General features: G+C 44.2%; 9 protein-coding genes. 8 read left to right on the top strand and 1 reads right to left on the bottom strand.

All coding sequences use genetic code 11. The annotated features are described in order from the left end of the window. From L1D55_RS26080 to L1D55_RS26070, 3 genes are all read left to right on the top strand, one after another. Positions 1-216, top strand: a 216-nt coding sequence (locus L1D55_RS26080) for an IS3 family transposase (RefSeq protein WP_152966870.1), incomplete at its 5' end; no start/stop codon positions are given. 566 nt (positions 217-782) lie between these two features. Then, positions 783-1,034, top strand: a complete 252-nt coding sequence (locus L1D55_RS26075; protein WP_102425168.1) for a DUF1127 domain-containing protein — start codon at positions 783-785, stop codon at positions 1,032-1,034. Positions 1,035-1,235: 201 nt separating this feature from the next. Next, on the top strand, positions 1,236-1,547 hold the full coding sequence (locus tag L1D55_RS26070; RefSeq protein ID WP_004739547.1) for a DUF6482 family protein: 312 nt from the start codon (positions 1,236-1,238) through the stop codon (positions 1,545-1,547). 53 nt (positions 1,548-1,600) lie between these two features. Here L1D55_RS26070 and mutH read toward each other — a convergent pair whose 3' ends face one another. Continuing rightward, the gene (mutH, locus tag L1D55_RS26065; RefSeq protein WP_128161954.1) at positions 1,601-2,266 is read right to left on the bottom strand and encodes a DNA mismatch repair endonuclease MutH; all 666 of its coding nucleotides are present in this window, start codon (positions 2,264-2,266) and stop codon (positions 1,601-1,603) included. A 616-nt stretch (positions 2,267-2,882) separates the two neighbouring features. Between mutH and rppH the strand changes: the two genes are divergently transcribed. Genes rppH through L1D55_RS26040 form a run of 5 tightly spaced genes read left to right on the top strand, consistent with a single transcriptional unit; the run spans position 2,883 to position 8,191 of the window. After that, the gene (gene rppH, locus L1D55_RS26060) at positions 2,883-3,401 is read left to right on the top strand and encodes an RNA pyrophosphohydrolase (protein WP_004739545.1); all 519 of its coding nucleotides are present in this window, start codon (positions 2,883-2,885) and stop codon (positions 3,399-3,401) included. 2 nt (positions 3,402-3,403) lie between these two features. Further along, on the top strand, positions 3,404-5,653 hold the full coding sequence (ptsP, locus tag L1D55_RS26055; protein WP_239919390.1) for a phosphoenolpyruvate--protein phosphotransferase: 2,250 nt from the start codon (positions 3,404-3,406) through the stop codon (positions 5,651-5,653). 8 nt (positions 5,654-5,661) lie between these two features. Further along, positions 5,662-6,453, top strand: coding sequence for a sulfite exporter TauE/SafE family protein (locus L1D55_RS26050; RefSeq protein WP_239919389.1), 792 nt, complete (start codon positions 5,662-5,664; stop codon positions 6,451-6,453). 55 nt (positions 6,454-6,508) lie between these two features. Beyond that, a complete protein-coding gene (gene lgt / locus L1D55_RS26045) occupies positions 6,509-7,330 on the top strand; it encodes a prolipoprotein diacylglyceryl transferase (protein WP_008221585.1) in 822 nt (273 codons plus the stop codon). Between the two features lie 9 nt (positions 7,331-7,339). Next, positions 7,340-8,191, top strand: a complete 852-nt coding sequence (locus L1D55_RS26040) for a thymidylate synthase (protein ID WP_102425317.1) — start codon at positions 7,340-7,342, stop codon at positions 8,189-8,191. The last annotated feature ends 291 nt before the right edge of the window (positions 8,192-8,482 follow it).

Here is an 8,482-nt window from a genome sequence, read left to right as displayed (position 1 = left end):
TCGAGAAAAGGTAACTGCTTGGATAATGCGGTTGCTGAAAACTTTTTTGCTTTACTCAAAACAGAGATGTATCACAACCAAAGCTTTGAAGATGCAGATGCTCTGATAGAGCAAATTAAAGAATACATCGAGTACTACAATACCAAACGTATAAAAGTGAAACTAAAAGGCCTGACTCCGATAGAATATCGAACTCAGGCCTTGAAAGCCGCTTAACAGAAATGTCCAACTTTACGGGGTCACATCATGATGCGTGGCTTTTTTGTTGCTAATCGCTGCGTTTATGTTCGAACAATCGAGAGATGAACTCTTGGTCATTAAGAGAGATATGCTGTGATTTTATATAATCATAGTGAATATCTTATATATAAATGAATATGCAACTGATATTTTAGGTGAATGCATTGTTTTGAAAATGTTAACCAATTATCGGTTGAATAATATACTCACTTGGTTAGACTTTAACCGTGAAAGCAGAGTTTTAACAAAGACTTGTCTGCTTTTACTACCCCATTTCTTTTTGGATTTTTTAGTTAGCTTGGAGGCGCAAATGAAACATTTCGATTTTATACAGCACATTTGCGCATCGTTTGAACCGTGTACTGACATGGTGACTGTTATGTCACAAACCTCAGCTATGGCCGATCGAAACACCCAAGATAAACCTAACTAATAGATCCGTATCCTTATTTGGCTGCGGAAAAATAGCAGCTAAGTGAGAAGCCCTCATACTATCTAACACGCTATTTTTCCTCAGTTTATTCAACAACTGGAGAGTTATTATGCGTCACTCAGTATATTTAAAATTAGCAACAGTCCTTATCCGTGCCGATCTTCGTCGTGAAGAGCGGGAATGGCAGCGAAAAGTGCGTCGTAGTTCACTAGACCTACCATGGCACAACGCTCATTTGCTAAGAGATATTGGCCTTGAGGCCGATGGTCGTCCAATTGGTTTCTCTGAACCTGAAGTGGTCACCATTGAACGTCGCGTTCGTCATCTTCGTCGTGTCCTTAGTGCGCGAATACCGACGTAATCTGCAGGGGTTGATAGCACCATCAACCCCTTAAATAATCGACAGTGATGGTTAGGTGTCAAAGTGGGAGCTTTGAACTAGAACTGGCAAAAAGAGAGAAGCACTGGCTTCTCTTTTTTGCTTTTTTAAGCTTGAAAGATCAGCCCACCCTAGTAAACAAAAAGAGTTCTACTAAGCTAAAGAGAGCAAGGGAGGCCTGTTATGCAAAAGCATCAGTTAGACATGTGGTTACATGGCGATCACAAAGACTCGTACCAGACACCGAAAGTGTACGTTATTGGTTGTTCTGACATCTCAGAATATCTACTAGCCGTGGAATACAAACACAAGCTAGAGCCAGTAAAACAAGATGGTGAACCGCTTCACTTTGGATCTTTGGATCAAGTGAAAGAGGAGTTACTCCGGCTAGGTTTTGAGAAGGCCTACCTTCGTTTACACAATGCTTACGACGAATTTGGTAACGAGCCAAGTCAAAGCTACTGCGATATTGAATTAGCGTTGAAACCTCATTAGATACAAGCCCTTAGCGCCTTACTTTTAGTCATTGATGCATGGCTATCAAGGTACTATGCGTAGTGTGTCGTGAGTATGTTATGAGTAAATTGAGTTCGTAAATAGAATCCACGAGGTTTGGTTTTGATTGGCTTGCCACTCGCACCATAGGCCTCGGTCAAAACGCGGCTGTTTGCGGCCTTTGGACGCAGATGCAGTGCTTCTCCATGCCTTGCAGTGATCTGTTCAACATTCCCTAAAACGATCAACTCCATCAGCTCTTCCCAATCTCTTTTGAGTATTTCGTCTTCAGCCTCGCTTGGCGTCCACAATAGTGGTGATCCAACGTGTCTCTCTGCCAATGGGATTTCTCTTTCGCCTTCTACTGGAATCCACAACACTTTAGATAGCTTGTTACGAACGTGGCTGGTTTCCCATGTCAGCCCTTGCACACCCATTAATGGTGCAACACAAACAAAGGTGGTTTCGAGTGGCTTACCAGAATAGCCAATAGGAATACTCTTAAGTTCGATGCCTAGTTTCGCGAAATCCTGTTCTGGTTTACTGCCAGCAGGTGCGCCCAAGTGCCACTCTAACAGTTGCCCAACCCATCCTTTGTCTCGCTTAAGATCATTAGGCATGTCCATCTCTGCTTCATCGGCGAGCTCTTTGAAGGTCATCCCGGCGATCGCATATGCTCGCTCTAACAGCTCTTCTTGTGTTTGTGGTTCTGGTTTCATAATAAAAGGCATGATCAAAAAAATGATTTTATCAGAAGTTATCACCAAATGACGACTGGTTAAGAAATGATCTCCTAGCCTGAAAAGGGATCAAAGTTAGGGTTATCCACAGGACATAAAGGTAATTAATTGAAATATTAATTTAGTGGATAAATAAACAGGGGTTTTGGGTGGATAAAATGCTTGCCAAATGGGGTGTAAAATGAATCTTTCACTTGCTAGTGTGGATAAACACCGGGGTGGTTGATCTTTGAGCAGCTTGTGTTTTCAAAAGATCTTTTATGTTTTTACTATGCTTTGATTTTCTATTTTTGTTTTAAGGTGTTGATTTTTAATGTTTAAGTTTTTGTTTTTCTAGTGGGTAGGTTTTAGTGTTGATGAATCTATGGATTAAAAAAAACGATTGCGACTAATTCTTCACATAGTTATTCACAGAAAAGGTGAATAAATGTGGTCTAGGTCTCACTATTATGTGGGTAACTCAAATTTGAGCAAAACTTATCCATATCCACAGATAATATTCATAAATATAGCGCTTATCACGTCACTAAGTTTGCTCCAATTGGGGATATGTGGAAAAATCAGTGTAATTAAAAATTTAGATAGAGGTTGGCCAGTGATAGATGGCGATGGTTACCGATTAAATGTTGGTATTGTAATCTGTAACAACCATGGTCAGGTCTTCTGGGCTAAACGATACGGGCAACATTCATGGCAATTCCCTCAAGGGGGAATAGATGAAGGTGAAACTCCGGAACAGGCAATGTACCGTGAGTTGTATGAAGAGGTTGGCCTTACTAAAAAGGATGTAAAGATCGTCGCGACAAGTCGTCATTGGTTACGCTACAAGCTACCCAAACGACTGGTTCGATGGGATTCTAAACCTGTCTGTATTGGACAAAAACAGAAGTGGTTCCTTTTACGCTTAGATTGCGATGAATCGCGTATCAATATGCAGCGTGGGAGTACACCTGAGTTTGATGGTTGGCGTTGGGTGAGTTACTGGTACCCAGTTCGACAAGTTGTTTCTTTTAAGCGAGACGTTTACCGTCGAGCGATGAAAGAGTTCGCATCTTTAGCAATGCCGTTTAAAGAGCGAAAAACAAAAGGAAAACGCAAATTGCGTAGAGGTTAAGCATGCTCAGTCAACTAAGGGAAATAGTTGAACACGTATCAAGAGTTGAAGATGTATCAACAGCACTTGATATTCTAGTTAAAGAGACATGCAGTGCGATGCAGACGGAATGTTGCACCGTGTATTTAGCCAATAATGATATGCAGCGCCTTGAGTTGATGGCAACTCAAGGCCTGATCTTTGAAGGTAATAGTATTCACATTGGCTTCGACGAAGGTCTGGTTGGCCTAGTCAAACGAAGCGCTGAACCTATTAACCTTGCACAAGCGTCTGCTCACCCTGCTTATAAGTTTTTTCCAGAGCTCGGAGAAAACATTTACCACTCTTTTCTTGGCACCCCTATTATCCATCGCAAGCAAGTGCTTGGTGTATTGGTTATTCAACAAAAGACGCCTCGCTTATTCAGCGAGATGGAAGAGTCTTTCCTTGTTACGCTCTCGGCTCAACTTGCGGTTATTGTGGCGCACGCCCAAACCCAAGGTCATTGGCTGTTGGAGCAACAAAAACTGCCAAGCATCAAAGGTATTGCTGCCTCATCAGGAGTTGCCATTGGTGATCTGTGGTGGGATAACACTCAACCTGAATTAACTGATGTGTATCCTGCTTCGACGCTCAATATTGAGCGCGAGCAAGAGTTATTGGCAGTGGCAGTTGAAAATGCCCTCAACGACTTCAAGCGCATGCGAAAGCGCCTAGACAGTGAAATCAATAAAGACGCATTGGCGATCTTTGACCTGTTCACGCACTTACTCAACGATCCTATGTTGCGTAAGGATCTAAAAAGCCAGATTCAGAAAGGCGATAAAGCGGACTGGGCACTAAGACAAGTGGTCGAGAGTTATTCCAATCGCTTTGCTCGTATGTCGGATGTTTATCTGCGTGAAAGGGCACAGGATATCCGAGAGCTCGGTCAAAGGCTGCTGTATTTCCTCCATAACTCCGAATATGAGCTTCGCACCTTGGATAAACCTATTATCCTGGTGGTTCGTGAGTTAACGGCTTCTGTATTAGCGTCGATTCCAAAAGAGAAGCTGTTGGCAGTGATCTCATTGGAAGGGGCGGCGAACTCGCACGCTGCTATTTTATCTCGCGCGCTTGGTATTCCTTCGGTGATGGGGGTTAGCATTAACCTCGAGCAGGCGAATGGTAAGCAAGCCATCGTCGATGGTTACAGTGGCGAGATCTTTATCGAGCCTACCAAGAACCTGCTCAAAGAGTATCGCGGACTGATTCTTGAAGAGAGTGAACTCTCCTCAATGGTCAATCGCGAGCTGTATCTACCTGCGAAAACCCAAGATGATCAACAGGTCGAAATCCTACTTAATGCCGGCTTGAGCGCTGATACCAATATTGCCATCAACCAAGGCGTTGATGGGGTTGGCCTGTATCGAACGGAAATATCCTTCTTATTGCAACAACGTTTTCCATCAGAGGATGAACAGTTCAAGCAGTATCGCTCTGTACTTTCTAGTTACCCAAATAAGCAAGTGGTGATGCGTACGCTCGATATTGGTGGCGATAAGGCATTACCTTACTTCCCAATCGAGGAGGACAATCCATTCCTTGGTTGGCGTGGTATCCGCTTTACGCTGGATCATCCAGATATCTTCATTATCCAACTGCGTGCTATGTTGCGTGCGAGTTGTGAAAGCCACAACTTGAGCATTCTGCTACCGATGATCTCGGGCGCTCAGGAGTTGGATGACGCACTACAGTTGATTGAGCAAGCCTATGATGAAGTGCATGAACTTGATAACCGAGTGCGAATGCCTCGTATCGGTATCATGATTGAAGTGCCTTCGATGCTCTATCTGCTACCGCTGATTGCTGACAAGGTCGACTTTGTCTCTGTCGGCACCAATGACTTAACCCAATATTTATTGGCCGTTGACCGGAACAATTCTCGAGTCTCTGATGTCTATGAATCTATGCACCCGGCAGTGATCATGGCATTGAAACAGATTCATGATACTTGTAAGCAATATCAATTACCTGTGTGTATTTGTGGAGAGCTAGCCGGTGATCCAATGGGCGCATTGTTACTGCTTGGATTGGGTTATCAGACGTTAAGTATGAACACCTCGAATGTGGCTAGAACCAAGTATTTGATTCGTCAATCTAACTTAAGCGAATTACAGGATTTGGCAAATAAGGCACTTTCAAAGCCGTATGGCAGTGACATCTATAGTATGATGCTGAACTATTTCGAAGAGCGTGAATTTACAGGCTTCATTCGAGCAGGTAAAAAATAGGAATTAACGTGTCATATGAACTGATAGGCTTGCTGGCAGGCCTTGGTGCTGTTGTTGGTGTTTTAGCTGGCTTGCTAGGTATTGGAGGTGGGTTGTTGGTGGTTCCGGCCTTACTGTTCTTGCTCCCGAAAGCGGGTATTCCTCAAGAGTTTGCAATGCAAATGGCATTGGCGACTTCGCTATCCACCATAATTGTTACGTCAGGATCGTCTGCGATTAACCACTTAAAGTTGGGTAACGTCGAGATATTTGTCGTTAAGTGGTTAATGCCGGGAGTTGTGGTTGGCGGTTTTCTCGGTTCTTTTGTAGCTGACGTTATTCCTTCTCAATACCTGCCTAAAGTTTTTGGTGTGATTGTTTTGGTGCTGGCACTGCAGATGCTGTTGTCGATTCGCTCTAAGAGCCAAAAGGCGATGCCAGGCTCTGCGACAACCATGTTATGTGGTGGTGGCATTGGTTTGGTTTCAAGCCTCGCGGGTATTGGTGGCGGCTCGTTGTCTGTACCTTTCCTTAACCATCATGGTGTGGAAATGCGTAAGGCGGTGGGTTCATCTTCAGTGTGTGGTTTTGTTATCGCTATCTCTGGGATGCTAGGCTTTATTTGGCATGGCTCGTCTGTCGAGGGGCTGCCCGCGTTTAGCCTTGGTTATGTCTACCTACCTGCCTTGGTTGCGATATCGTGCACATCAGTAATGACCACACGAGTGGGTGCGAAGCTGGCTACGCAATTACCAACACCAGTACTTAAGAAGTTCTTTGCGGTATTTTTAATGTTTATAGCAGCGACCATGCTGCTGTAGTGTCTTTCGTTAGCGATTGAGCTAACCGTTATTCAATTTAGATAGAGAGCCAAGTATGTCTCAGGGTTTTATTGAATTCCCAAATATCGATCCTGTTCTTATTGAACTAGGACCAATCTCAGTTCGTTGGTACGGCCTAATGTACCTTGTCGGTTTTATGTTTGCTCTTTGGCTAGCAAATCGCCGAGCTGATCAGCCGGGTAGCGGTTGGACTCGAGAGCAAGTCTCAGACTTATTGTTCGCTGGCTTTCTAGGTGTGGTACTTGGTGGTCGTATTGGCTACGTACTGTTCTACAACTTTGACCTTTTCCTAGCCGATCCTCTTTACCTATTTAAGGTATGGACTGGCGGTATGTCTTTCCACGGCGGCCTGCTTGGTGTTATTACCGCAATGTTCTGGTATGCGAAAAAGAATGGTCGCACTTTCTTTGGCGTGGCCGACATGATTGCACCATTGGTGCCTTTTGGTTTAGGCATGGGGCGTTTAGGCAACTTCATGAACAGTGAACTTTGGGGCCGTGTTACAGATGTGCCATGGGCAATCGTATTCCCGAATGGCGGTCCACTTCCTCGCCACCCATCTCAGCTTTATGAAATGGCACTTGAAGGCATTGTGCTGTTCTTCATCTTGAACTGGTTTATTAAAAAGCCACGTCCTCTTGGTTCTGTATCAGGGTTATTCCTTGCAGGATATGGTACATTCCGCTTCTTAGTAGAATACGTACGTGAACCAGATGCTCATCTAGGCTTGTTCGGAGGGTTTATCTCTATGGGACAAATCCTGTCACTGCCAATGGTTATCATCGGTGCGCTGATGATGGTTTGGGCATACAAGCGTGGTCACTACAAAGACGAATTACCACAACAAACGAAGTAAGGAATTGGTGTGAAACAGTATTTAGATCTCTGTCAGCGTATCGTTGATAACGGTACTTGGATTGAAAATGAACGCACAGGCAAGCGCTGCCTAACCGTAATCAATGCTGACCTTGAATATGATGTTGGCAACAACCAGTTCCCACTTGTCACTACGCGTAAGAGCTTTTGGAAAGCTGCTGTTGCTGAACTGCTTGGCTACATTCGCGGTTACGACAACGCTGAAGATTTTCGCAAACTAGGTACAAAAACTTGGGATGCAAACTCGAACTTGAACGAAGCATGGCTGAACAATCCTTACCGTAAGGGTGAAGATGACATGGGGCGTGTTTATGGCGTTCAAGGCCGAGCATGGGCAAAGCCTGATGGTGGTCATATCGACCAACTGAAGAAGATTGTAGATGACCTGACGAACGGTATCGATGACCGTGGTGAGATCTTAAACTTCTACAACCCAGGCGAGTTCCACATGGGCTGCTTGCGTCCGTGTATGTACAGCCACCATTTCTCTCTACTTGGTGACACTCTGTACCTAAACAGTACTCAGCGCTCTTGTGATGTTCCACTAGGTCTGAACTTCAACATGGTTCAAGTGTACGTGTTCCTAGCGATCATGGCGCAAATCACCGGTAAAAAAGCGGGTGTGGCTTACCACAAGCTAGTTAATGCTCATATTTATGAAGACCAACTGGCACCTATGCGTGATATTCAGCTGAAGCGTGAGCCTCTAGCTGGCCCAACGTTCCACATCAACCCTGAGATTAAGTCTCTAGAGGATTTAGAAACTTGGGTAACGATGGATGACTTCTGGGTTGAAGGTTACGAGTGCCACGAAGCAATTAAGTACCCATTCTCGGTTTAATCGAATCCGTTTCGTTTGATTGAAAGGCTGCCACTGTGCAGCCTTTTTTATGGTTCATCGCGGATTAGCGGGAACTAAAAACAAAAACGGTAGTAAGTGATATGGTTTAGTCGCCAAACAAAAATCATACACAAACTACCGTTTTCATGCCGAATCATACTTTCCTATCTTCATTCTGGGAAGGCTTTAAAATAGTAAAGTCTCACCAGACAGCATCACTTATTACACTGACTCTTAAACCTAACTCTGAGGCTAAATGCCTTTGCGGTCTTGAAGCCGAGGCTATCCATG

The organism is Vibrio sp. Isolate22, assembly GCF_022398115.1.
Taxonomy (GTDB): Bacteria; Pseudomonadota; Gammaproteobacteria; order Enterobacterales; family Vibrionaceae; genus Vibrio.
This window is presented reverse-complemented; position numbering and strand designations above follow the sequence as displayed.